Source organism: Pseudoflavonifractor phocaeensis (assembly GCF_016901735.1).
Taxonomy (GTDB): Bacteria; Bacillota; Clostridia; order Oscillospirales; family Oscillospiraceae; genus Pseudoflavonifractor_A.
Map to the genome: position 1 here is coordinate 23,144 of NZ_JACLZC010000003.1, position 22,980 is coordinate 46,123.

The 22,980-nt window shown below is 61.0% G+C and carries 20 protein-coding genes and 1 pseudogene; 8 read left to right on the forward strand and 13 right to left on the reverse strand.

Annotation, left to right across the window (positions count from 1 at the left end; genetic code table 11):
- Positions 1 to 53: 53 nt before the first annotated feature.
- Entirely contained in the window at positions 54 to 2,831 is a 2,778-nt protein-coding gene (locus H7U37_RS01465) for an FtsK/SpoIIIE family DNA translocase (RefSeq protein ID WP_204873044.1), read from the forward strand.
- A gap of 48 nt (positions 2,832 to 2,879) precedes the next feature.
- Here the strand turns inward: H7U37_RS01465 and H7U37_RS01470 are convergent, their stop codons facing one another.
- Entirely contained in the window at positions 2,880 to 4,241 is a 1,362-nt protein-coding gene (locus tag H7U37_RS01470; RefSeq protein WP_204873045.1) for a PepSY1/2 domain-containing protein, read from the reverse strand.
- Between the two features lie 168 nt (positions 4,242 to 4,409).
- On the opposite strand from H7U37_RS01470, the pseudogene H7U37_RS16150 reads away from it, so the two are divergent.
- The 7 genes and pseudogenes from H7U37_RS16150 to H7U37_RS01500 all read left to right on the forward strand — a co-directional run.
- Positions 4,410 to 4,649: pseudogene (locus tag H7U37_RS16150) on the forward strand (NAD-binding protein); the annotation flags it as partial.
- 76 nt (positions 4,650 to 4,725) lie between these two features.
- The gene (locus tag H7U37_RS01475) at positions 4,726 to 5,664 is read left to right on the forward strand and encodes a TrkA C-terminal domain-containing protein (protein WP_338049736.1); all 939 of its coding nucleotides are present in this window, start codon (positions 4,726 to 4,728) and stop codon (positions 5,662 to 5,664) included.
- Between the two features lie 16 nt (positions 5,665 to 5,680).
- Positions 5,681 to 7,153, forward strand: coding sequence for a TrkH family potassium uptake protein (locus H7U37_RS01480; RefSeq protein ID WP_204873046.1), 1,473 nt, complete (start codon positions 5,681 to 5,683; stop codon positions 7,151 to 7,153).
- A gap of 22 nt (positions 7,154 to 7,175) precedes the next feature.
- Positions 7,176 to 8,969, forward strand: a complete 1,794-nt coding sequence (locus H7U37_RS01485; protein ID WP_243414192.1) for an FtsW/RodA/SpoVE family cell cycle protein — start codon at positions 7,176 to 7,178, stop codon at positions 8,967 to 8,969.
- 13 nt (positions 8,970 to 8,982) lie between these two features.
- Positions 8,983 to 10,350 carry a penicillin-binding transpeptidase domain-containing protein gene (locus H7U37_RS01490; RefSeq protein WP_204873048.1) on the forward strand — a complete coding sequence of 456 codons (1,368 nt, stop codon included), beginning with the start codon at positions 8,983 to 8,985 and terminating at the stop codon, positions 10,348 to 10,350.
- A gap of 307 nt (positions 10,351 to 10,657) precedes the next feature.
- The gene (gene abc-f, locus H7U37_RS01495) at positions 10,658 to 12,124 is read left to right on the forward strand and encodes a ribosomal protection-like ABC-F family protein (RefSeq protein WP_204873050.1); all 1,467 of its coding nucleotides are present in this window, start codon (positions 10,658 to 10,660) and stop codon (positions 12,122 to 12,124) included.
- Between the two features lie 89 nt (positions 12,125 to 12,213).
- Positions 12,214 to 12,675, forward strand: a complete 462-nt coding sequence (locus tag H7U37_RS01500; RefSeq protein ID WP_204873051.1) for a low molecular weight protein-tyrosine-phosphatase — start codon at positions 12,214 to 12,216, stop codon at positions 12,673 to 12,675.
- 36 nt (positions 12,676 to 12,711) lie between these two features.
- On the opposite strand, the gene dinB is transcribed toward H7U37_RS01500, so the two are convergent.
- From dinB to H7U37_RS01560, 12 genes are all read right to left on the reverse strand, one after another.
- Positions 12,712 to 13,938, reverse strand: a complete 1,227-nt coding sequence (gene dinB, locus H7U37_RS01505; RefSeq protein WP_204873052.1) for a DNA polymerase IV — start codon at positions 13,936 to 13,938, stop codon at positions 12,712 to 12,714.
- 58 nt (positions 13,939 to 13,996) lie between these two features.
- On the reverse strand, positions 13,997 to 14,629 hold the full coding sequence (locus tag H7U37_RS01510) for a DUF2812 domain-containing protein (RefSeq protein WP_204873053.1): 633 nt from the start codon (positions 14,627 to 14,629) through the stop codon (positions 13,997 to 13,999).
- The gene (locus H7U37_RS01515) at positions 14,623 to 14,937 is read right to left on the reverse strand and encodes a PadR family transcriptional regulator (RefSeq protein ID WP_204873054.1); all 315 of its coding nucleotides are present in this window, start codon (positions 14,935 to 14,937) and stop codon (positions 14,623 to 14,625) included. The genes H7U37_RS01510 and H7U37_RS01515 overlap by 7 nt, the downstream gene beginning before the upstream one ends.
- 129 nt (positions 14,938 to 15,066) lie before the next feature.
- Positions 15,067 to 16,743 carry a CvpA family protein gene (locus H7U37_RS01520; protein ID WP_243414193.1) on the reverse strand — a complete coding sequence of 559 codons (1,677 nt, stop codon included), beginning with the start codon at positions 16,741 to 16,743 and terminating at the stop codon, positions 15,067 to 15,069.
- A gap of 146 nt (positions 16,744 to 16,889) precedes the next feature.
- Entirely contained in the window at positions 16,890 to 17,477 is a 588-nt protein-coding gene (locus H7U37_RS01525) for an HdeD family acid-resistance protein (RefSeq protein WP_204873056.1), read from the reverse strand.
- 45 nt (positions 17,478 to 17,522) lie between these two features.
- Positions 17,523 to 18,005 (reverse strand): YbaK/EbsC family protein, encoded by a 483-nt coding sequence (locus H7U37_RS01530; RefSeq protein WP_204873057.1) that lies wholly within the window; start codon positions 18,003 to 18,005, stop codon positions 17,523 to 17,525.
- A gap of 2 nt (positions 18,006 to 18,007) precedes the next feature.
- Complete coding sequence (locus tag H7U37_RS01535) at positions 18,008 to 18,400, reverse strand: thioesterase family protein (protein ID WP_204873059.1); 393 nt, start codon at positions 18,398 to 18,400, stop codon at positions 18,008 to 18,010.
- A 175-nt stretch (positions 18,401 to 18,575) separates the two neighbouring features.
- Complete coding sequence (locus H7U37_RS01540) at positions 18,576 to 19,628, reverse strand: ABC transporter substrate-binding protein (RefSeq protein ID WP_204873061.1); 1,053 nt, start codon at positions 19,626 to 19,628, stop codon at positions 18,576 to 18,578.
- A gap of 5 nt (positions 19,629 to 19,633) precedes the next feature.
- Complete coding sequence (locus tag H7U37_RS01545; RefSeq protein WP_204873062.1) at positions 19,634 to 20,497, reverse strand: ABC transporter permease subunit; 864 nt, start codon at positions 20,495 to 20,497, stop codon at positions 19,634 to 19,636.
- Entirely contained in the window at positions 20,494 to 21,384 is an 891-nt protein-coding gene (locus H7U37_RS01550; protein WP_204873063.1) for an ABC transporter permease, read from the reverse strand. Before H7U37_RS01550 ends, H7U37_RS01545 begins: the two co-directional genes overlap by 4 nt.
- Complete coding sequence (locus H7U37_RS01555) at positions 21,374 to 22,507, reverse strand: ABC transporter ATP-binding protein (protein WP_204873064.1); 1,134 nt, start codon at positions 22,505 to 22,507, stop codon at positions 21,374 to 21,376. The genes H7U37_RS01550 and H7U37_RS01555 overlap by 11 nt, the downstream gene beginning before the upstream one ends.
- 132 nt (positions 22,508 to 22,639) lie before the next feature.
- Entirely contained in the window at positions 22,640 to 22,867 is a 228-nt protein-coding gene (locus H7U37_RS01560; RefSeq protein ID WP_204873065.1) for a hypothetical protein, read from the reverse strand.
- Between the last annotated feature and the right edge of the window lie 113 nt (positions 22,868 to 22,980).

Sequence of the window (22,980 nt, forward strand, 5' to 3'; positions counted from 1 at the left end):
ATGGTGCGGCTCCGCCTTTGCCGCGACAATAGAGAGAAGAAAGGAAGTTGCCTATGGCGACAGCAAAAAAGAGTCCCTCGCGGAAAAGCGCCTCCGGCGGAAAGCGGAGCGGCGGTACCACCCGCTCCACTGCCGGCAAGCGCGCGTCAGCCAGCGGCGCCACCCCCATTCGGCGGGAGGTAGGGGCGCTGATCTGCTTTTTGCTGGCGATTTTTGCCGCGCTGGGCTATTTCAATGTCAGCGCCCTGTTCATCGACTTTTTCACCGGACTGGCCAAGGGACTCATCGGCTACGGCTATTACTTCCTTCCGCCGGCGCTGCTGTGGGCCAGCTTCGTGCTCTTTTTCCACCGCGGACGGCCGGTACGCCTGCGGGTGTGGTGCATCCTGCTGCTGCCGGTGCTGCTGGGCGCGGTGCTTCAGATGTTTGTAGCCAAGGGGGAATACGCCTGGAGCTGGTCGCTGATCCCCACTCTTTGGCGGGAGGGCGGTCAGATGTCCAGCGGCGGCGTGCTCAGCGGCCTGCTGGGACTGGCCTTTTCCGGGTTGTTCAGCAAAATCGGCGCCACCATTTTCTTTGTTCTGGCGGGCGCTTTGATGGTGCTGGCGGCGTGCAGGCTGTCCTTCAGCGATGTGGTGGATTATTTCAGAGAAATGCCCCATCCGGAATATGAGGAGCAGCCCCTTCCCGAGCGTCCCCGCCGGACGCAGAAGCCCCAGAAGAAGCGGGAAGTCCGCCGCAGTGAGATCGACATCCCGGTGGATGACGGCCCGGAGCCGGAGCCGGAACCGGAGCCGGACCGCGAACCGAAGGCGAAGGGGGCGGCCGCTCTGTTCCAGCGGAAGGAATCCTCCTTTTTCAACCATGAAGCGTCGGTACCCGCGCCGGACGCCCTGCTGCGTCCCGACGAGACGGAGGAGGAAGAGACCCGCGTACCGCTGACGGAGGAAGAGGACGACTGGGATCTGCCCACGGAGCCCGAACCGGAGGAGGCGCGCGCCGAACAAGCGCACCGGGAGGAGCCGGCGTCTCCCGCGAGATCGGAGGAGGACGAAGCGCCGGAGGAGCAGGAAGAGTCTTTGCCCTTTGATCCGGTGATCCCCCCGCCGGCGCCCTTCGCGCCCACCCGTCCTCAGCGCGACACGCTGGCCGGCATCCCCATCGAGCGGGAGCCGGCGGTGGGGAAGAAGGAAGAGAAGGCCCAGGCGGCGCAGGAAGTGAGCCGGGATCTGTCGGCGGGGCTGGCCCAGGGCGGCCAGGATTACCAATATCCGCCGGTAGATCTGCTGACCCAGAGCCCCGGACTGTCGGATAACGACGTGGCGGGAGAGCTCAACGCCAACCAGATCCGCCTTTCGGATACCATCCACTCCTTTGGCATCGACGCCACCATCGTGGACGCCATCCGGGGCCCCTCGGTGACCCGCTACGAGCTGGAGCTGGCCCAGGGCGTGCGGATGAACAAGCTGACCAACCTGACCGACGACATCGCCCTGGCGCTGGGGGCCACCGGGGTGCGCATCGCCCCCATTCCGGACAAGATCTCCATGGTGGGTATCGAGGTGCCCAACAAGCTGGTGGCGCCGGTGCCCATCCGGGACGTGATCGACTCCCGGGAGTTCCGGGAGAGCCCCTCCAAGGTCTCCTTTGCCGTGGGCAAGGACATCAGCAACCGCTGCGTGGTGTGCAACATCGCAAAGCTGCCCCATCTGCTCATCGCCGGTACCACCGGCTCCGGTAAGTCGGTCTGTACCAACTCGCTGATTGTCTCCCTGCTCTATAAATCCAGCCCCGAAGAGGTACGCCTCATCATGGTGGACCCCAAGATGGTGGAGCTGGGCATTTATAACGGCATTCCCCACCTGCTCATCCCGGTGGTGACCGACCCGAAAAAGGCCGCCGGCGCCCTCCAATGGGCGGTGACCGAGATGATGAAGCGGTATAAGCGCTTTTCCGAGGTAGGGGTCCGGGATCTGAAGTCCTATAACGCCCTGGCTAAGCGCACCGAGGGGATGGAGACCATGCCGTCGGTGGTGGTGGTCATCGACGAGCTGGCCGACCTGATGCTGGTGGCCGCGAAAGAGGTGGAGGAATCCATCTGCCGGGTGGCCCAGATGGGCCGTGCCAGCGGGATGCACCTCATCATTGCCACCCAGCGTCCCTCCGCTGACGTCATTACCGGCCTTATGAAGGCCAACATTCCCTCCCGCATCGCCTTTGCGGTCCAGTCCTCCCTGGACTCCCGCATCATTCTGGACACCACCGGCGCGGAGAAGCTGGTGGGCCGGGGCGATATGCTCTACTTCCCCCTGGGCAGCGGAAAGCCCCAGCGGGTGCAGGGCTGCATGATTACCGACGAAGAAGTGGCGGCAGTGGTGGATTTCGTCAAAAAGGGCGGCCAGGCCGACTACGACGAGGCGGTCCTCCACGAGATCGAGCAGAACGCCGCCGCCAAGGACAAGAAGAGCGGCGCACCCGCCCCGGAGAGCGATGGTCAGGACGAGTACGACGAGCTGCTGCCCAACGCCATTGAGGTGGTGGTGGAGACCGGTATGGCCAGCGTGTCCATGCTCCAGCGGCGGCTGAAGCTGGGCTACTCCCGGGCCGCCCGTCTGGTGGACCAGATGGAGGAAAAGGGCGTGGTGGGACCCTTCGAGGGCTCCAAGCCTCGGCAGGTGCTCATCACCAAGGCCCAGTGGCAGGAGATGCAATATAAGCAGCACATGCCGTCCGGCGCCTCCCCCATGGCGGCGGAGCCGGTGCCGGAGGAGCTGGACTTTGAGGATGACGCCATCGCCCAGCCCCGGGATCTCCCCCCGTTTGACGCTTAAGTTGGAAAGCGGGCGGCCTTTTGGAAAGGCTGCCCGCTTTGCGTTTTTTCACAGCACCAACGTGCCGCTTTCGTCCTCCAGCAGCAGAAGGATACGCTCCTCCCGGCCGGTGACGGCGTTGAAATAGAGGAGCACATGTTCGCCCCGCTGGTTTTCGCAGCGGAACTCGTGGCAGAGGATCTCATCCTGTCCGCCGGTGGGGATGAGGACCAGCCGGTGGGCCAATACCGTGAGCTGCGGGTCCACCTGGGGTTCCACCTCCTCCCGGGAGAGGAGGTCGGTCTCATAGCTGCGCTGGGTGTGATTCATCAGGTAGCCCTGGGACTCGAAGCCCACCACATCCCCGTTGTCCAGGGCCACGGCCACCTTGATGAGATCGGGGTAAGCGAGGACGTCCCCGTCCTGATAGGCGAAATGGACGGTGAGGGTATTGTCCTGGATGAAATAATAGGTCTCACAAAGGCCGGGAAAGCCGCGGCTGGTCAAAAAATCCTTGGCCAGGGCCACGCCCTCCTGGGGGGAGAGGGCGGCGTCGGACACCGGCCGGGCGCTGAGCACCTCCAGGACCTGACCGCCCTGGCGGGTGACCTCCACATAGAGGGAGCCGCCGTCCACCGCCGCCTCAAAGCCCCAGGTGGGAAGGGCGCCCTCCCCCTGGGAGACGGGAGCGAAGAGCATAGGGTCCAGACCCAGAAATTGGGCGGCAATGGCCCGGGCCTCGTCCCGGCCCACCTCGGGCAGACCCTCCAGGGCCAGCGGGGTCCGCTGGGACAGGTGATCGGAGAAGGGGCCGTCGTAGATGAGGGTGGGCACCTCGGGAAATTCCGACTCCACCGTCTGGAAGGCGGAGCCGGCGGCGGCGGCTTCGTCACCGGTGGCCTGGGCCAGGCGTTCCTGGACCTCCTCCAGCGAGGAGAGGGTCTGGGCACCGCCCAGCAGGTCGCTTTCCAGATCGCGCAGGAGGACATCCAAGCCGGCGGCGGCGTCCGACAGGGCGGCCAGGGTTTCCCGCTGTTCGTCGGAGGGACTGTCGCCGCGCTGGGCCAGGGACATGGCGTAGTCCCCTGCCTTGGCCAGGAAGGAGGCGGTCTGCTCCAGCTCCACATAGCTCAGCGGGAGCTGACCCAGGGCGGTCTGGGCGGCGGTGGCCTGGGCGAAGGCCTGGGCGCAGAGGGCGGAGAAGAGGGTGGAGGAGGAGGCGTAGCGGACCTTTTGCAGGGCGGTATCCAGCTCACCCACGGCGGTGGACAGCTGTGCGAAGGCCCGCTGGCTGTCCAGGGCCAGCAGGCGCTGATAGTAGGCGGCTTTGTGGTGGCTTTGCACGGCCCAGCCGATGGCCACGGCGAAGGCCGCGGTCAGAAAGCTGACGGCCAGCACCCGACCGCGCCGGCGGTTCCAGAATGTGTGCATGGCGGATGGGCTCCTTCCGTTGAGAGTTGTCCTTAGTGTGCGCAAAAAGAGCCGCAGACAGGCTGGAAATCCATTCCGACGTGAAAAATGATTGTAACCGGGCGCGGAATGTGCTACGCTATACCATAAGCGGGGACCGGAACGAATCGAAGAGAGAGGGCGTCGACTATGGCCAGACCGTCCAAACAGAAAAAGGGACTGAATATCATTATCGTAGGCTGCGGCAAGGTGGGCATCTCCCTGGTGGGACAGCTCAGCAAAGAGGGCCACGATATTACCGTCATTGATAAAAATCCCGAAAAGATCCAAACCGTGACCAATCTGTTTGACGTCATTGGAGTGGTGGGCAACGGCGCCAGCTTCAGCACCCAGATCGAGGCGGGGGTGGAGCAGGCGGATATCCTCATTTCGGTGACCCATTCGGACGAACTGAACCTGCTTTGCTGCATTGTGGCCAAGCGGTCCTCCGAATGCGCCGTCATTGGTGGGTGTGACCAGCTTTGCCCGGGGGCACGCGGAGATGATCCGCATCCGCATCCCCAAGGGGAATATGCTCCACGGCAAAAAGCTCTATCAGCTCAGCCAGCAGCTGGCGGGGGCGGTGCTCATCTGCGCGGTGGAGCGGGCGGGAGAGGTCTACATTCCCGGCGGCTCCTTCCAGCTCCAGACCGGCGATGTGGTCAGCTTTATCTGTCCCTCCCGGGACTCCCGGCAGTTCCTGCGGCGGGTGGGCTTTCAGACCCATCAGGTGCGGGACGCCCTCATCATCGGCGGCAGCAAGGCGGGCTACTATCTGGCCCAGCGGCTGCTGCGTCTGGGGGTGGAGGTGCGCATCATCGAGTCCAACCGGAGCCGGTGCGAGGAGCTGAGCATCCTGCTGCCCAAGGCCACCATCATCTGCGGCGACGGCACCGACTCGGACGTGCTGCGGGAGTCCGGCGTGGAGCAGGTGGAGGCGGTGGTGCCCCTCACCGGCATTGATGAGGAGAACATCATGCTCACCCTGCACACCCAAGCCATCTCCAACGCCAAGGTAGTGACCAAAATCAACCGCATCATGTTCCCCGAGGCCATCGAGCGGCTCCATCTGGACAGCGTGGTCTGTCCCAAATTCATCACCACCGACGCCATCGTGGCCTATGTCCGCTCCCGCATGGCCTCCCGGGGGAGCAATATCGAGACTCTGCTCCATCTCTTTGACAACCGGGTGGAGGCCATCGAGTTTGTGGCCCACCCCGACTCCCGGTTGGTCAATATTCCCTTTAAGGACCTGCCCCTCAAGGACCACCTCCTGATCGCCTGCATCAACCGTGCGGGCAAGACCCTCATTCCCGGCGGTGACGAGTGCATCCGGGTGGGAGACTCGGTGATCGTGGTTACCACCCATACCGGTCTGCGGGACCTGGCGGACATTCTGGCCTGAGGGGGAGGAGAACAACATGAATACGTCCATCATCCGCTATGTGATCGGATGGGTCATGGTGATCGAGGGTCTGCTGATGGCGCTGCCCTGCGCGGTGGCCATTGTCTACGGCGAGGGGGAGGGCTGGTATTTCGCGGCGGTGGCGGCGGCGCTGCTGTTGGGATTGCTCATCACCCGGCGGCGTCCGTCCAGCAACGTGTTTTATATTCGGGAGGGCTGTGTATCCACCGCCCTTTGCTGGATTGTGCTCAGTCTGATCGGCTGTCTGCCCTTTTGGCTCAGCGGGGAGATCCCGTCCTTTACCGACGCCCTGTTTGAGACCATCTCCGGCTTCACCACCACCGGCGCCAGCATCCTTTCCGATGTGGAAAGCCTGTCTTATTGTATGCTCTTTTGGCGCAGCTTTACCCACTGGATCGGCGGCATGGGTGTGCTGGTCTTTCTGCTGGCGGTGATCCAGATGCCCGGCGGCTCTCACATGAATTTGATGAAGGCCGAGAGCCCGGGGCCGTCGGTGGGCAAGCTGCGGCCCAAGGTGGGACAGACGGCGCGCATCCTCTATCTCATCTATCTGGCGCTGACCGTGCTGGAGGTGCTCCTTCTGCTGGCCGGCCGTATGCCGCTTTTTGACGCGCTGACCACGGCCTTCGGCTCGGCGGGCACCGGCGGCTTTGGCATCAAGAATGACAGCATGATGAGTTACAGCCCCTATATTCAGTGGGTGGTAACGGTATTTATGGCCCTTTTCGGGGTGAATTTCAGCGTTTATTATCTGCTGCTCTTCCGCAAATGGAAGCAGGCCTTTCAGATCGAGGAGGTGCGCAAGTATTTCCTCATTCTGCTGGGGGCCATTTTGCTGGTGCTCTTTGACCTGCGGGACACGGGGCTTGCTTTCTGGGACGCGCTGCGCCACGCATCCTTCCAGGTGGTGTCCATCATGACCACCACCGGCTTTGCCACGGTGGACTTCAACCAGTGGCCCCAGACGGCCCGTTCGGTGCTGGTGCTGCTGATGTTTGTGGGCGCCTGCGCGGGGAGCACCGGCGGCGGCATCAAGGTTTCCCGCATCGTGGTGATGATTAAGACCATGTTCAAAGAGCTCCACACCTATGTGTTTCCCAAGAGCATCCGGAAGATCAAGATTGACGGCAAGCCGGTGGAGCATGAGGTGGTGCGGGGCATCAACGTATTTTTCATTACCTTTATGCTGATCTTCAGCTTTTCGGTCCTGGGCCTCAGTCTGGAGGGCAAGGATCTGGTGACCAACTTTACCGCCGTGGCGGCTACCTTCAACAACATCGGCCCCGGTCTGGAGCTGGTGGGACCCACGGGGAATTTCGGGCTTTTTTCGCCCCTGAGCAAATATATACTGATGTTTGATATGCTGGCCGGCCGGCTGGAGCTCTTCCCCATGCTGCTGCTCCTCTATCCGCCGTGCTGGAGGGGAGCGCTGCACCGCCGCCGGACGGAGGAGGCGCGGCTCTCCTGAAGCATACGGAAAGGAGGACGATATGGACGGCGTATTTTCGGCATTTCAGCCGCTGATGGACCAGCTCACCGCCGCTTTGGGCCAATATCCCATGGTGTGGGCCTGGTATACGGCCATTGTACGCTTTATATTTCCGATTCTGGCGGTAGGGATTTTGGCGGGCGCCATTCGTTCCATGCTGCGGGTGACCCATGTGCCGGAGGTATGGGCCTATCTGACCCTGCCCAACGGCGGGGAGGAGCCGCTGACCCACTGGGAGAACATTTTGGGGCGGAGCGGGGCTTCCGACGTGGTGCTCAACTATCCCGTGGTCTCCCGGCAGCACGCGGCCCTGATCCGTGGAGAGGATGAGAGCTGGACCGTTCATGATCTGGACTCCAAGGGCGGGGTCACCGTCAACGGAAAGGCGGTGGCGGGCAAGGCCCGGGTGGATTACGGGGATGTGATCGGCCTGGGCGGTGTGGAGACGGTGCTCCTCTCGGTGTCGCCGGAGGAGGAGGCGGAGCGCCGCCGCCGCCGTCAGGCCGAGGAGCGGCCGGCCTCCCCATGGGGAGCGCTGGTGCTGCTGACGCTGTTTCAGGTGCTGACGGCCATTCAGCTCATCGTCAGCGAGGGAGCGGAGGCGTCGGCCGTGATTCCCATGACCTTTTTATGCCTGACAGGGCTGATGTGGGTCTATTTTCTGGTGCTGCGGGCGGCCCGCCGTGTGGGGTTTGAGATGGAGATCATCGCCTTTTTCCTCTCCACCCTCTCGCTGGCGGTGACGTCCTCCTCCAATACCGCCGCGCTTTTCAAGCAGTTTTTGGCCCTGGTGCTGGGTCTGATCCTCTTTTTGGTGCTGGGCATTTTCATGCGCAACCTGGGACGGGTCCAGCGCATCCGCTGGCTGATGGCCGGAGCGGCGGTTTTCCTGCTGCTCTTGAGCTGTCTGTTCGGAGCGGTGAACCACGGGGCCACCAACTGGATCTCCATCGGCGGGTTTTCTTTCCAGCCCTCGGAGATTGCCAAAATCTGCTATATTTTTGCCGGCGCGGCCACGCTGGAGCGGCTGTTCCGCAAACGAAATTTGGGCCTTTTCATGGTGCTCACCGGGGCAAGCCTGCTCTGTCTGGCCTATATGAGCGATTTCGGTACAGCGGCCATTTTCTTTGTCACCTTTTTGGTCATTGCCTATCTGCGCTCCGGCGACTGGGCCACGCTGGCCCTCATCTGCGGCGGGGCGGTGTTCGGCGTCTTTGTGATCCTGTCCATGAAGCCCTATATTCTCCGGCGCTTTGCCAGCTGGGGCAAGGCCTGGCAGACCACCACCGAGGGCAGCGGCTTTCAGCAGAGCCGCACCATGTCGGCGGCGGCGTCCGGCGGGCTGGTGGGGGTCGGACCGGGCAACGGCTGGCTCCACAACGTGGGAGCGGGGGATACCGACCTGGTGTTCGGGATGCTCTGTGAGGAGTGGGGGCTGATTATCGCCCTTTTGGCGGTGCTGTGCGTCATCACGCTGGCGGTATTCGCGGTGCGCTCCTGCCGGGCGGGGCGGTCCAGCTTCTATGTCATCGCGGCCTGCGCCGCCACCAGTCTGCTGGTGTTTCAGACCAGTCTGAACGTGCTGGGCGCGGTGGATATTCTGCCGCTGACCGGCGTGACCTTTCCCTTTGTATCCAACGGAGGCTCGGCCATGATGGCGGCCTGGGGGCTGCTGGCCTATCTGAAGGCCACGGACACCCGGCAGAATGCCAGCTTTGCCATTCGCCTGCCCAGCCGGAAGGACAGGAAGAAGGGGGAGGAGCTTTCCCGCCGCCGGGAACCGCCGCTGACGTAAGGGAGGACGAATCATGAAAAAGATCGAAAAGCGGGCGGTGATCTGTCTGGCGCTGGTGGTCCTGCTGACGGCGGGCATTTTGCTGTTTGTGGTGCGCTTTGCCCTCTACGGGGGACAGTGGGCCTCCTTTGCGGCCAACCGGCATCTCTATAACAGCAGCGGCCAGCTTTCGGTGGGCCGGGTACTGGACCGGGACGGGGACGTACTCTCCTGGGTGGATGAGGACGGGAACCGGCGCTACTATGAAAACGCCACGGTGCGCAAGGCCACCCTCCACGTGGTGGGAGACGCCCAGGGCAAGATCGGCACCGGTGCGCTGGTTGCCTTTGCCGACCGGTTGTCGGGCTACAATCTGCTCACCGGGGCGTACAGCCTGACCGGGGAGGGAAACGACCTCTATTTGACCATTGACGCCCGTCTCAATTACATTGCCTACCAGGCCATGGGGGGCAAAAAGGGCGCGGTGGCGGTGTATAACTACAAGACGGGGGAGATCCTGTGCCTGATGTCCACCCCCACCTATGACCCGGCCGATCCTCCTGTCATTTCGGACGACGACCCGGCCTATGACGGGGTCTATCTCAACCGCGCCCTGTCCGGCGTCTTTACCCCCGGCTCTATCTTCAAGACCGTAACCCTGACCGCGGCCATTGAAAACATCCCCGATCTCTTTGACCGGACCTTTACCTGTACCGGCTCCACCCAGGTGGGGGGGCAGGCGGTGACCTGTCCCCATGCCCATGGGGAGATGGACATTGGCGGGGCCTTCGCCAACTCCTGCAACGGGGTCTTTGCCCAGCTGGCCGCCGAATTGGGGAGCGATGTCATGACCGCCTATGTGCAGAAGGCGGGGCTCACCAGCCGCTATGATGTGGACGGCATCTCCACCGCCGCCGGCAGCTTTGATCTGACCGGGGCGGACGACAACCAGCTGGGCTGGGCGGGGGTGGGGCAGTATAACGACCTGGTCAACCCCTGCGGCGTGATGGTCTGGATGGGAGCCATCGGCAACGGCGGAACGGCGGCGGTACCGCGGCTGGTGCTCAAAACGGAGGGCGGAATGCTGCCCGAGCTTTTCGTGGAGAAGCAGACCGGCACGCTCATTGACGCCGGCACCGCCGGGACGCTGGCCGACCTTATGGCCAATAACGTCCGGCAGACCTACGGCAGCGGACGCTTTCCCAATATGGACCTCTGCGCCAAGTCCGGTACGGGAGAAGTGGGGGGCGGAAAGGCGCCCAACGCCTGGTTTGCGGGCTTTCTGCGCAATGAGGACGCCCCCTATGCCTTTGCGGTGCTGGTGGAAGAGGGCGGCAGCGGCGCCGATACGGCGGGAAACGTGGCCGCCCAGGTGCTGGACGCCCTGGTCAACGGCTATTGATGGAAAGGATGAAACAGCTGGGTTGACGATCGGACGTGTTTGTGATATGCTGACAGGGAAGTCTGGCGGGTGAGGTGAAAGAATGATTTCCATTTCTTGCAGATAAATTGGAAGATGCAATAACGCGGTGATGTCACGGCGTTATTACGCCCATTGCAAGAAAGGAATTGTCTGTTCGACCGCTCTGCTGTACCGGACCGCCCGTTTGACGGGGCGGCGCTGTCATGCCGGAAAGAGCTGCAAGAATTGACCTTCTTGCGGCTCTTATTTTTATGTCCGTTTGTACGGAACGATGGAGGGATGCGCCATGTCACTGATTCGCGTTGAGAATCTCACCTTTTCTTACCCGTCCAGCTATGACAATATCTTTGAGGAGGTCAGCTTTCAGATAGATACGGACTGGAAGCTGGGCTTCATCGGGAGGAACGGCAGGGGGAAAACGACCTTTCTCCACCTGCTGCTGGGGAAGTATGAATACCGGGGAAGGATACAGGCCAGCGTAGCCTTCGACTATTTTCCCTATCCCGTTTCCGACAAGAGCAGGATGACGGCGGAGGTGCTCTCGGAGGTCTGCCCCCAGGCCGAGGAGTGGGAGCTGCTGCGGGAGATGTCCGGTCTGGAGGTGAGCGCGGAGGCGCTTTGGAGGCCCTTTTCCACCCTCTCCAACGGTGAGCAGACGAAGGTACTGCTTGCGGCCCTTTTTTTGCAGGACCGTCATTTCCTGCTCATTGATGAGCCGACCAACCACCTGGATGCAAGGGGCAGAGAGATCGTATCCGCGTATTTGAAGCGCAAAAAGGGGTTTATTTTGGTATCCCATGACCGCTGCTTCCTGGATGGCTGTGTGGACCACATTCTGTCCATCAACCGGAGCAAGATTGAAGTTCAAAGCGGCAACTTTTCCAGTTGGTTTACCAATTTTGAACGCCGGCAGGCCTTTGAGCGCGGGGAAAATGAGAAGCGAAAAAAAGAGATCGCCGAGCTGCAAAAGGCGGCCCGAAGGACCGCCGGGTGGTCGGAGCAAATCGAGGCCTCCAAATATGGGACAAGTCCGGTTGACCGGGGCTTTATCGGGCACAAATCGGCCAAGATGATGAAACGGGCAAAGTCCATTGAGGCGCGGCGGCAGCGTGCGGCGGAGGAGCGGGCCGGACTTCTTCAGGATGCGGAAACGGCGGAGGAGTTAAAGCTCTTTCCGCTGACCTACGTTTCGGATCGGCTGGTCACCTTTGCCCAGGTTGAGCCTGTCTATGACGGAGCGGGGATCTGCGGTCCGGTATCGTTTGAGATAAAGCGGGGAGAACGCATCGTACTGGACGGCAGGAATGGGGCGGGGAAAACCAGCCTGCTGAAGCTGCTGATGAAACAGCCCATCGCATACCGTGGGACGCTTACGATCGGATCCGGGCTCATCCTGTCCTATGTGCCGCAGGATACATCGGGGTTAAGGGGGCTTTTATCGGATTTCGCGGCGGAGCATCACATCGACGAAAGTCTGTTCAAGGCGATTCTGCGCAAAATGGGTTTTACGCGCGTACAGTTTGAGAAGAAGATGGAGGATTTTTCGGCCGGGCAAAAAAAGAAGGCGCTGCTTGCAAAAAGCCTCTGTGAGCAGGCCCATCTCTATGTGTGGGACGAGCCTCTCAACTATATCGACATTGATTCGCGCATACAAATTGAACAGTTGATCCGGAAGTTTTCCCCCACCATGATTTTTGTGGAGCATGACCAGGCGTTTCGGAATGCGGTGGCCACAAGGACGATATCGCTATGAAAGATAAAAAGTATGCTGTAACAAGGGGCCAGGTGTGGTAAAATAGGATATCCGATGGTATTGAGCGCTTTCGAGGGGGACAGGTGAAGATGAGAAAACTGCTTTTCGTGTGCCACGGCAATATTTGCAGGAGCCCGATGGCCGAGTATGTGATGAAGGATCTGGTCAAAAAGGCGGGGCTGGAGCAGCAATTTGACATTGCCTCCGCCGCCACCAGTTATGAGGAGATCGGCAATCCCGTCTACCCGCCCGCCCGGCGGAAGCTGGCGGAGCATGGGATCGATTGCAAGGGACACGCCGCCCGGCGGCTTTGCCGGGAGGATTATGGACGGTATGACCTGCTCATTGGAATGGATCACGCCAATATCCGCAATATGAACCGCATCTGCGGCGGAGATGAGGCGCATAAGATTCACTTGCTGCTGGATTACGCCCAGCGTCCCGGCCAGGAGGTAGCGGACCCCTGGTACACGGGGGACTTTGAGGCCACCTGGCAGGATGTGACGGCGGGCTGCCGGGGACTGCTGGACGCGCTTTGCCCGAAACCATGACACGAAGAGACAAACGGAACCGCGCCTCTGGACGCTTCAGAGGCGCGGTTTCTTTATTGAACCATCTTTATCCTTTTCCAGGGCGGAGGCGGGAGAAAGGGCGTTTTGCCCATATTTTTTGCGCATCTGATCCACCGTCCGTTCCAGCTGCTCCCGCTTTTCCCGCCGCCGGGCGGCGCCGGCGTCAAAGAGGTCCAGCTGCTCGGCGGCTTCTCCTTCCGGCAAAAGGCTTTGGGCGGTGACGGTCAGCGCCCGTACCGGCGCGGCGGGGTTCCAGGAGGCCTGCATCAGGGCAAAGGCGGCGTCCAGAATGTCACGGCTGACATAAGTGGGGGCAGCCAGCCGTTTCTGGCGGCAGATGTCCCGAAAGGCCGGATCCCGGATGGTGATCTGCACGGTAGTACACTTCATGCCCGCCTCCCGCAGCCGGGAGGCCACATGGTCGGAGAGCATGGCCGCGCCGGAGCGCAGCTCCGCCCAGCCCACCAGGTCCTGGGGAAAGGTGACGCCGCTGCCCACGCTTTTGGGGGGCGGCAGATCCCGGCGGGGCACCACCGGAGCGTGCTCCCGCCCGGCGGCGTAGTCGTACAGCGTCCCGCCCTGCTTGCCCAGCAGCTCGGTCAGGGTCTGCCGGTCCAGCCGGGCCAGGTCGCCGATGGTGCGGACCCCGTGACCGGCCAGCGTCCGGGCGGCGGTGCGGCCCACAAAGAGCAGCTCGGTCACCGGCAGGGGCCAGAGCAGCTCCTGAAAATTTTCCCGGGTAATGACGGTGGTGGCGTCCGGCTTTTTGTAGTCGCTGCCCATTTTGGCAAAGACCTTGTTGAAAGACACTCCCACCGATACGGTGAGCCCCGTCTCGGCGCGTACCTGGCGGCGAATCTCATCGGCCACGGCTTTTCCGTCGCCGCCGAAGAGGTGGAGGGAGCCGGTCATGTCCAGCCAGCTCTCGTCGATGGAAAATGGCTCCACCAGATCGGTGAACCGCTCATAAATGGCGTTGACCACCTGGGAGTAATGGCGGTATTTCTCGTGGTGGGCGGGGAGGAGGACCAGACCGGGGCATTTTCGCCGGGCCTGCCACACGGTCTCGGCGGTCTTGATCCGGAAGGCCTTGGCGGCCTCGTTTTTGGCCAGGATGACCCCGTGGCGGCTCTCCGGGTCGCCGCACACCGCCACGGGCTGTTCCCGCAGCTCCGGGTGGTCCAGCAGCTCCACCGAGGCGTAAAAACTGTTCAGGTCACAGTGCAAAATCACCCGGTCCATGATAGACGCCCCCTTTTTCTCTCAGTATACCCGCTTTCGGTGTGGAAGTCAAAGCGGTTCAGAGCCAGAGAGAGACGGCGAGATAGACCAGGTACGCCAGCCAGGCCAGCAGGAGCAGCCGCCTCCCCAGGGAGGCCCGCCGCCAGTCGGTGCCGTCGGATGGGGGAATGCCCATCCGCAGCCGTTTACGCAGGCGCAGGACCTTGAAAAGGGAATAGCCGGCAGAGCACAGGATCAACGGATCAAAGAGTGTGAAGTGGTAGAAATGGTACCGCCAGAGATCACGGAAGATTCCCTCCGCGATCAGGAGGACCAGGAGCAAAAACCAGGATGTCCATATTTTTATGAGGCGATCCAGGGTATAGCTCTGGGCCACAGGGTCGGTGTGAAAGGGAGGCGCGTCCGGGTTTTTGGACAGATACAGGGTGAAATCACGGCCCACAGGCCCCAGACATTTCCAGCCCTGTTCCCGGTAATCCTCCTCCCGTTCCGGATGGGAAAAGGGGGAATTTGGCTCCAGATGGTAGCGCACCTGGGCCGGCGTATCCCGTTCAAAGGTGACCAGCTCACCCTGAGCCTTGACAAAATAGAGTCCCTTGGCGGCCATCTCGTTGAGCCAGCCGGTGTAGTACTCCAGATCCGCCGGCGTAACGGAAACCATGAGACGATAGGCGTAGAAGTTTTCTAACATAGGGATTCCTCCTCCGCGTCGGCCAGGCAGCGGCGCAGACGGTCCACCTCCGCCTGATAGCGTTCCTTTCCTTCCCCGGTCAGCTGGTAGGTGCGTTTGCGGCCCTGTACCGCCGTCTCCCGGATGAGGGCCTCTTCCTCGAATTTGCCCAGAATGGTGTATAAGGTCCCCGGCCCCAGCCGGACCCGTCCGCCGGTCCGCTCTTCCACAAAGGCGGCGATCTCGGTGCCGCACCGCTGGGCGTGGAGGAGGGCCATCAGGACATAGAACATCCCCTCGGACAGGGTTTCCAGCGTTTTACGTCCCATGGCAATTCACCTCTCGTCTCTAATATCATTCTTCGATATCGTCTATTGATATTATAACATCGACCCTCGATATTGTCAACAGAGCGCAAAAAAGGAGCGGTCCAAAAAGACCGCTCCCGGGGATAAGGGTTATTGCTTTGTGACCGATACGCCGTTCAAAATGGCGGCGTTTTCCTCCCCCAGCTCGTGCTGGATGGTGACGGGATCCCCCACGTTGAGGAGGACCACGTTCTGGTCGTCCTTGGCTTGGATGGCGTAAAAGAGAGGGCTGTCCTCCAGGCGGATATAGTACCAGGTGTTGCCGTCCAGCACCGCCGAACGGATCTCCGCGATGACGCCGGAGGCCTCGGTCTGGGGCAGGTCCTCCGACTGTACCACTCCGCTCTCCTCCAGTGTGCGGATATAGGATTGCTCGCACTGGGAGACGGTGGAGCCGGTGACCACGATCTGATACTGGGCCACGTTGACCATGGCGTAGCTTTTCACCAGGTTGGTGGCGTCCATGAGAGGGATGAAGTAGGTGGGCTGGTTGGAGATGTTGAGGAGCAGGGGGAAGGTGGCGGTATAGCCCAGGTCCTGCACCTCGCCCTCGGCGGAGGCCATGGCGGCTGACTCGGTGGCGCCGGGGGCCTGGTAGAACCGGGTCTCCTTGGTGCGCTGGTTGGAGAGGAGGAAGCCCAGGTTGGACTGGTCGGCGTTGGCCGAGGTGACGCCGGTATACATATAGACGTCGTCGTTGAGGGCGATGTAGTTGGAGCCCCAGGTGGTGACCGTCACGTCCTTCTGTCCAAAGATGGAATTGAAGAAACCGTGGACCATGGTGCCGTAATAGTCGTACTGCTGGGAGATGAGGTCGGGGGTGTAGACGTTGTCCACCCAGGTGGGGATATCGGCCAGGTCATAGTATTGGCTCTCGCCGGTGACGGCGTCTACCAGCACCGCGCCTTTGATATCCTCGCCGCCGAAGAGACCGATGGTTTTGACGATGCGGGGGGCAATCCAGTAGGGCTGGCCCTCCTCGTCGATTTCAAACTGGGGGGTGCCGAAGAGATAGGTGGGATACTGGAACCGGAGGTGGCGGTAAATGTTGCGGTTGAGGGGCTCGGAGAAGGAGTAGTGCATTCCCTCGTCCAGCCGGACCACGGTGGCCTCTTGGGTGACCATGTCCACCATCACATAGGCGGGCAGACCCTGCTCCCGGTTGGTGAACCACTTGATGAAATCGGCGTAGGCGATGGGGGCCACCCGGACGGGCCGGCCCTGGTAGTTGATCTGGGAGGAGTCGAAGGAGTACTCGAACTGGCTGACCATATCGCTCAGGGTGCCCATCTGCCGGTCGCTCAGGTACTCGGCGGAATTTTTGTCCAGGGTGGGAATCTCGTTGAAGGAGATCTCGGCGATGTCGGTGGCAAAATCCCCGTTGGAGACGGTCAGCAGATTGCGGTAATCGGCGGCCCGGAAGAGGGGCAGGGACACCAGCTGACCGATGAGGGCCACCGCCAGCAGCAGCAGGAAAAGAATGCCGATGGGCAGGCACTGCTTTTTGATAAAGCCCAGATAGAGGCGCAGCATACTTTTCCCGCTGTCGCTTTGGGCGGTCAGGCCGAAGCCGGAGGTGACCAGGGCGCAGAGGCTGTACACAAAGCACAGAATGCCCACAAAGACGTAAAACTCTTCCGATTGCAGGTTGATTGCCGGGAGGGAGACATAGAAATAAATGAACCCCACCAGCAGGGTGACGGCCAGATTGAAGCAGATTTTGCCCACTGGGGAGGTGGGCAGGCGCAGCTTTTTCTTCTTTGCCAAAATAACGGCTCCTTTCATATCAGGGTACAGGGTGGATGGTCAGGATTCAGTATAGCGCCGGTTTTGGAAAAAAACAACGGAATGGTGTGGAAGGAAAGAAAAAACGCGCCCCCCTTGCCCGGACGGGAGGAGACGCGCGTTTTCGATTAGGAAATGTCGATGGGGTCCACGTCGATGGGACGCCGTTTCCGGAGTTCCCGGGCCAGGGCGTTAACCCGCCAGAGGGACCAGAAATCAGAGACGCCCAGATAGAGGAACACCACGCCCACCATCCGGAAAAAGACGGTGGTGGCGGAGAAGGGGCGGAGGACCAGCACCAGACCCAGAATGATCCCCACCACAGCCAGCAGCAGAGAGAGCCACCAGCGGGGATATTCCATGCGGTAGAGCTCCAAGGTCCGTTTCAGGGCCACCGCGCTGTCCATGACCACATAGACGCCCATGACGATGGGCAGGAAGGAGAGGACCAGCTTCGGCTGGACCAAAAAGAAGATGCCAACGCCGGTGGCCACCACCCCCAGGAAGAGCTCCAGCCGGAACGCGCCCATGCCGGAGTCCCGGACCAAAAAGCCCACCAGGTTGAACAGCCCGTACAGCAGCAGCGCGCCGCCCAACAGACGGCAGAGTACCAGGCTGCTGGTGGCGGGCCAGACCACCAGTACCACCCCCAGGATCAGATAAAAGACGGAAGCCAGAATAAAGTTGAGCTTAAGATTTTTCAAATACGCCCACATTGGACAGACCTCCTTACCTCCTGAGTATAACACCATCCGAAGCGATCAAACCGCGGACCAATTTTTACATACGTCGATCCAGCCGGCGCTGTGGGCGCAGCGGTCCAGCTCGTCCAGGGAGAGGGCCACGGCGGAATTGGAGCTGCCGGCGGCGGGGTAGACCAGGGAAAAGCGCTGAAGGGAGCGGTCCAGATAGACGGTGGTTTCGCTTTCCTCCGGCAGGGCGAAGGGACACACGCCGCCCACCGCGTGGCCGGTAAAGTCCACCACCTGCTCCGGAGTTAGCATTTTGGCCTTGGTGTGGAATTGGGCCTTGAATTTGGGGTTGTCGATTTTGGCGTCGCCGGCGGCTACGATGAGCACGCACTTGTCGTCCACCAGAAAGGAGAGGGTTTTGGCGATGCGTTCCGGAGGACAGCCCACAGCCTGGGCGGCCAGCTCCACCGTGGCGCTGGATACGTCAAACTCCTGGATGCGGTCCTCCAGACCCAGGGACCGGAAATAGTCCCGGCATTTTTGAATGGACATGGTCAGTTCGCCCCCCGGTTCTGGACCTTGGCCATGAATTTTTCCGGGAAGATGATAAAGCGCTCATGGACGCCGCCGCCGATCTGGCCGGCGTCGTCGAAGGCCTTGACCGCGAAGGTGAGCTTGCGGCCCTCCACGGCGGTGATGGTGGCCTCGGCCCGGATGTGGGCGCCGATGGGAGAGGCGGCGTCGTGGGTGATGGAAAGGCGAATGCCCACCGAGCCGGAGTTCTCATCCAGCTTGGACTCGATGGCGTTGACGGCGGCGGCCTCCATCAGAGCCACCATGGCGGGCGTGGCAAAAACAGGGAGAAGGCCGCTGCCCATGGCGGCGGCGGTGTTCTCCTGAACGACGACGGTTTCGGCATGGCCCTGCATGCCCACGGTGAGTTCCATAAAAAAACGCTCCTTTGTTTCAGAAATTCTAAGGCAAGTGTACGACAATTCCCGCCAAAACGCAACTACTTTCTCCTACTTTCTTTCTCCCTACTTTCTTTCGAGAAAGAAAGTAGGCAAAGAAAGCTTTCATCAAGCGCCCGGCCGGTAAGTCCTGAAAAGAAAGCTTCCTCTATTATGTTTTCAGCCTCAGCCACTCGGTGGTGTAGAGGGCCAGGATGTCGGCGGGAAGGTTGGTGTAAGACTCGCACTGCTCCAAAATGGAGCTGTCCGGATAGGCCAGGGGATCGCCGGAGACCTCCGGGTCCAGCGCCTCCCGCACCGAGAGCAGGGGGGTGGAGTACCAGATCTCCTCGCAGTTTTTGAGTCCCGCCTCGGTGGAGCACATGAAGTTGATAAAACGCTCCGCGTTTTCCTTGTGGGGCGCGCCCTTGGGGATGCACATGGCGTCCACATAGAGGTTGGTGCCCTCTTCCGGGATATAGAAGGCGAGAGCGGGGTTGTTTTCCGCCATGGTCAGGTAATCGCCGTAGTAATAAGCGCCGATGGAGGCGTTTTTGCCCTCCAGCTTGCCGAAGATATCGTCCATGCAGTAGGCCTGCAAGATGGGCTTTTGTTCGATGAGCAGGTCCACCGCCGCGGTGATCTCGTTGGGGTCGGTGGTGTTGTAGGAGCAGCCCAGCCGCTTGAGGGCGATGCCGATGGCGTCCCGGGAGTTGTCAAACATGAGAATATCGTCGGCGTAGTTCTCGTTCCACATGAGGTCCCAGCTGCCGGTGTCGGCCTCGTCCACCACGGTGGTGTCGTAGATGACCCCCAGCAAGCCCCACATATAGGGGACGGAATACAGGTTTTCCGGGTCGTAGTCGGGATTTTTCAGCGCCGGGTCGATGTCCGCGAAGTTGGGCACGTTGGTAAAGTCGATGGGCTCCAGCATATCCTCGTCGATGAGGCGGGAGATCATATAGTCGGAGGGGATGACCACGTCGTAGTTTGCGCCGCCGCCGCTGAGGACGGAATACATGGTCTCGTTGCTGTCAAAGGTGCGGTAGTTGACGTGGATACCGGTCTGGGCCTCGAAGTCGTCCAGAACGGACTGGTCGATATACTCGCCCCAGTTGTAGACGTTGACTTCATTGGCCGAGGGGGCGTCAGCGGTGCCGGTACAGCCGGAGAGGGAGAGGGCCAGCAGGGCCGTCCCCACGGCCAGAGCAAGAACACGTTTCAAGGGCGTTATCCTCCTTTCCGGCTGTCGGCCGCCTGCCGTTCGGCGCGGATGGCCTGTGCCAGACGCCGGTCCTGGTGGCTCTGGCGGAGATTGACCACCACCATCAGCACGATGACCACCGTAAACATGATGGTGGAAAGGGCGTTGATTTCCGGGCTGATGCGGCGGCGCACCATGGAATAGACCACCATGGACAGGGTGTTGGCCCCGGACCCGGCGGTAAAATAGCTGATGACGAAGTCGTCGATGCTCATGGTAAAGGCGATGAGCGCGCCGTTGAGGATGCCGGGCATGATTTCCGGCAGGATCACCTTGCGAAAGGCGTAAAACCCGCTGGCGCCCAGGTCCTGGGCGGCCTCATAGATGTTGGGGTCCAGCTGGCGCAGCTTGGGCATGACGGACAGGATGACGTAGGGGATGTCAAAGGTGATGTGGGCGATGAGGAGGGTGCCGAAGCCCAGCTGGATGCTCACCCCGAACAGGTCGGAAAACGCGCCCACCGCCGCCACGAAGAGGAGCATCATGGACACGCCGGTGATGATGTCGGCGTTGGTGAGGGGGATGTTGTTCACCGTCAGGCACACCGAGCGGAAGCGCTTTTTCAGGTTGGCAAAGCCGATGGCGGCGGCGGTGCCGGCCACGGTGGCCACGGCGGTGGCCAGGAGAGAGACCAGCAGGGTGGTCTGGAGGGCCTCCAGCACATAGGAGTCCTGGAAAAGCTCCACGTACCACTGGAGGGAAAAGCCGGTCCAGACGGTGCTGCTCTTGGCGGCGTTGAAGGAGAAGGCCACCAGCACCAGAATGGGGGCGTAGAGGAAGAGAAAGACCAGACCCAAAAAGAGCCGGCTTCCGATACCGTTGCGTTTCACAGCAGCACCGCCTCGCTTTCACCCTCGCCGAAGCGGTTCATAATGCCCATACATACCAGCACAATGACCATCATCACCAGGGAGACCGCCGAGCCCACGTGGGGGTCGTAGGCGCTGCCGGTGAACTGCATCTCGATAAGGTCGCCCAGCAGGGTGGTTTTGCCGCCGCCCAGCAGCCGGGAGATGACGAAGGTGGACACCGATGGGATAAAGACCATGGTTACCCCGGAGAGCACCCCCGGCAGACTGAGGGGGAAGATCACCTTGGAAAAGACCTGGCGGCTGTTGGCCCCCAGGTCCTGGGCGGCCTCGATGACCTTGGGGTCAATCTTTTCGATCACTGAGAAGATGGGCAGAATCATAAAGGGCAGGAAGTTATAGACCATGCCCAAAATGACGGTGCCGTAGGAGCCGAGAAAGCCGAAATAGGCCACGTCCGTGGGGAGAGCGGTGCCCAGCAGGCCGTTGAGTCCCTCATTGACTCCGTTTATCAGGGAGAAAACGCCCAGATTGCGCAAAACGGTGTTGACCAGGCCGTTGCGCTCCAGGAGGAACATCCAGGAGTAGGTACGCAGGAGGAAGTTCATCCACATGGGCAGCATAATGAGCATATTGGCGATGCGCCGGAAACCGGGGCGGCTGCGGGCCAGCAGGTAGGCGGCGGGGTAGCCCGCCAGGATGCACACCAGGGTGGCGATGGCGGCCAGCAGGAAGGACCGGCCAAACACGGTGACATAGTTGAACATCCCGGTAAAATTCTGGAGGGTGAGGTCCCAGTCGGCGGTGGTGCAGGCGTAAATGACCACCACCACCAGGGGGGCCACCACAAAAAGGGCCATCCACAGGATATAGGGGGCGGACAGCCAGGCCAGCAGCTTATTCTTCATGGCGCGCCTCCTCTTCCGCCGGGGCGTCGTTGAGGGCGTCGTATTCGGCGCTGTACGAGCTATAATCGCCGTACCGGCCGGAATAGGCGCTCTTTTTCATGATGTGGAAGCCGTCCGGGTCGATTTTCACGCCGATGCGGGACCCAACCGGGGAGAGGTCGGTGGTCTGAATGAGCCACTTGAAGCCGCTGAAATCCACGATGATGTCGTAGTGGACCCCCTTGAAGGTCACGTCGGTGACGGTGCCGGTGATCTGCCCCTCGGCGGGGGGGACGATGTCGATGTCCTCCGGCCGGATGACCACGTCCACCGGCTCGTTGGGGGCAAAGCCCTTGTCCACGCAGGGGAATTTCTTGCCGTACATCTTCACCACGCCGTCGGCCAGCATGATGCCGTCGATGATGTTGGACTCGCCGATAAAATCGGCCACAAAGGCGTTTTTCGGCTCGTTGTAGATGTCGGTGGGGGAGCCGATCTGCTGAATGTTGCCCTTGTCCATGACCACGATGGTGTCGCTCATGGTGAGAGCCTCCTCCTGGTCGTGGGTGACGTAGATAAAGGTGATGCCCACCTGCTGCTGGATGCGTTTGAGCTCCACCTGCATGTCCTTGCGGAGCTTTAAGTCCAGAGCGCCCAGGGGCTCGTCCAGCAGGAGGACCTGGGGGCGGTTGACGATGGCCCGGGCGATGGCCACCCGCTGCTGCTGGCCGCCGGAGAGGGAGTGGACGCTCCGCTTGCCGTAGCCCGACAGGTTCACCAGGGCCAGGGCCTCGTCCACCCGGCGGCGGATGTCGGCCTCGGGCACCTTGGCGATGCGCAGGCCGAAGGCCACGTTGTCAAAGATATTCATATGGGTAAAGAGGGCGTATTTCTGAAAGACGGTGTTGATCTTGCGCTTGTGGGGCGGCACGTCGTTGATCCGCTGGCCGTCGAAAAAGACGTCGCCGGAGGTGGGCGTCTGAAACCCGCCGATGATGCGCAGGGTGGTGGTTTTCCCGCAGCCGCTGGGCCCCAGGAGGGTGAGAAATTCCTGATCGTTGATATAAAGGTTGATATGGTCCAAAATGATGTCGTCATCAAACTGCATGAAGAGATCCGAGAGACGAATCAGCTCCTTTGCCATAGCTCCTCCCCCATTTCGGCGAAAATGGAGGGCGTACCCACGGCTGTGACAGGGTACGCCCTTTTGTAGAACAACTATATCTTTTTCTGCGGTGATTGTCAATATGAATCCGTTTTTTTACCGTTTTTGCCTTCAGCGGAGCATCAGCCAGCCGTCGTGCCGCTCCGTGGGGTGGAGGAGCCGGTGGGCGTGGGCGTGCCAGCCCTGGTAAAAGGCGTGATAGAGGTGGCGGCGCTCCTCCTCGTCCCGGGGCTCCAGGCGGTTCTCCTGAAGGTAGTGCTCAAAGGCGGGTTCGGGGTAGAAGAGGTGGGCGTATTTTTTCATATAACCGGCTGCCGTGTAGGGCTTTTCCTCATCCATGGTACATCACCTCATATTGAATAATACCATATATAAATTCTAAATACAATATAATAAGTTGTATTTAGAATATTTCAAAATGTGCAAGAAAAAAGCCATACCCGATACACTAA

Excerpts from the sequence above, each read along its gene's own strand:
- H7U37_RS01525 (WP_204873056.1), bottom strand. The coding sequence starts at position 17,477 with ATGTGGGCGTATTTGAAAAATCTTAAGCTCAACTTTATTCTGGCTTCC.
- H7U37_RS01530 (WP_204873057.1), bottom strand. The coding sequence starts at position 18,005 with ATGTCCATTCAAAAATGCCGGGACTATTTCCGGTCCCTGGGTCTGGAG.
- H7U37_RS01485 (WP_243414192.1), top strand. The coding sequence starts at position 7,176 with ATGGACGGCGTATTTTCGGCATTTCAGCCGCTGATGGACCAGCTCACC.
- H7U37_RS01515 (WP_204873054.1), bottom strand. The coding sequence starts at position 14,937 with ATGGGACGTAAAACGCTGGAAACCCTGTCCGAGGGGATGTTCTATGTC.
- H7U37_RS01555 (WP_204873064.1), bottom strand. The coding sequence starts at position 22,507 with ATGGCAAAGGAGCTGATTCGTCTCTCGGATCTCTTCATGCAGTTTGAT.
- H7U37_RS01535 (WP_204873059.1), bottom strand. The coding sequence starts at position 18,400 with ATGGAACTCACCGTGGGCATGCAGGGCCATGCCGAAACCGTCGTCGTT.
- H7U37_RS01480 (WP_204873046.1), top strand. The coding sequence starts at position 5,681 with ATGAATACGTCCATCATCCGCTATGTGATCGGATGGGTCATGGTGATC.
- abc-f (WP_204873050.1), top strand. The coding sequence starts at position 10,658 with ATGTCACTGATTCGCGTTGAGAATCTCACCTTTTCTTACCCGTCCAGC.
- H7U37_RS01510 (WP_204873053.1), bottom strand. The coding sequence starts at position 14,629 with ATGTTAGAAAACTTCTACGCCTATCGTCTCATGGTTTCCGTTACGCCG.
- H7U37_RS01465 (WP_204873044.1), top strand. The coding sequence starts at position 54 with ATGGCGACAGCAAAAAAGAGTCCCTCGCGGAAAAGCGCCTCCGGCGGA.
- H7U37_RS01560 (WP_204873065.1), bottom strand. The coding sequence starts at position 22,867 with ATGGATGAGGAAAAGCCCTACACGGCAGCCGGTTATATGAAAAAATAC.
- H7U37_RS01550 (WP_204873063.1), bottom strand. The coding sequence starts at position 21,384 with ATGAAGAATAAGCTGCTGGCCTGGCTGTCCGCCCCCTATATCCTGTGG.
- H7U37_RS01500 (WP_204873051.1), top strand. The coding sequence starts at position 12,214 with ATGAGAAAACTGCTTTTCGTGTGCCACGGCAATATTTGCAGGAGCCCG.
- H7U37_RS01490 (WP_204873048.1), top strand. The coding sequence starts at position 8,983 with ATGAAAAAGATCGAAAAGCGGGCGGTGATCTGTCTGGCGCTGGTGGTC.
- H7U37_RS01470 (WP_204873045.1), bottom strand. The coding sequence starts at position 4,241 with ATGCACACATTCTGGAACCGCCGGCGCGGTCGGGTGCTGGCCGTCAGC.
- dinB (WP_204873052.1), bottom strand. The coding sequence starts at position 13,938 with ATGGACCGGGTGATTTTGCACTGTGACCTGAACAGTTTTTACGCCTCG.